Genomic DNA, 613 nt, shown 5'->3' on the forward strand with positions numbered 1-613 from the left:
TAAAAAACTGGACGTCGACGCACTCAAGCAAGACTTAAAAGACCTAATGACAAACAGCCAAGAATGGTGGCCAGCAGACTGGGGACACTACGGCGGTTTGATGATTCGTATGGCATGGCACGCGGCTGGTAGCTATCGTATCGCAGACGGACGTGGTGGTGCCGCAACCGGTAACCAACGCTTTGCCCCTCTCAACTCTTGGCCAGATAACGCCAACCTAGACAAAGCACGCCGACTTCTTTGGCCGATCAAGAGAAAGTACGGCAACAAATTAAGCTGGGCTGACCTGATTATTCTCGCAGGTAACATGGCTTATGAATCGATGGGCTTTAAAACCTTTGGCTTTGGTTTTGGTCGCGAAGATATTTGGCATCCAGAAAAAGATACCTATTGGGGTTCTGAGCAAGAGTGGCTTGCGCCAAGTGGCGCGAAAAACAGCCGTTACTCCGGAGAGCGTGACTTAGAGAACCCACTTGCAGCAGTAATGATGGGCTTGATCTATGTGAACCCAGAAGGGGTGGATGGCAACCCAGATCCTTTGAAAACGGCGCAAGACATGCGAGTGACATTTGCGCGTATGGCAATGAACGATGAGGAAACTGTTGCACTAACG

General features: G+C 50.2%; 1 protein-coding gene. It reads left to right on the forward strand.

Going from position 1 to position 613, the window contains the following annotated elements:
* Window positions 1–613, forward strand: a 613-nt coding sequence (locus R7R78_RS27635; RefSeq protein ID WP_318119685.1) for a peroxidase family protein, incomplete at both ends; no start/stop codon positions are given.

The organism is Vibrio sp. 2134-1 (assembly GCF_033339495.1).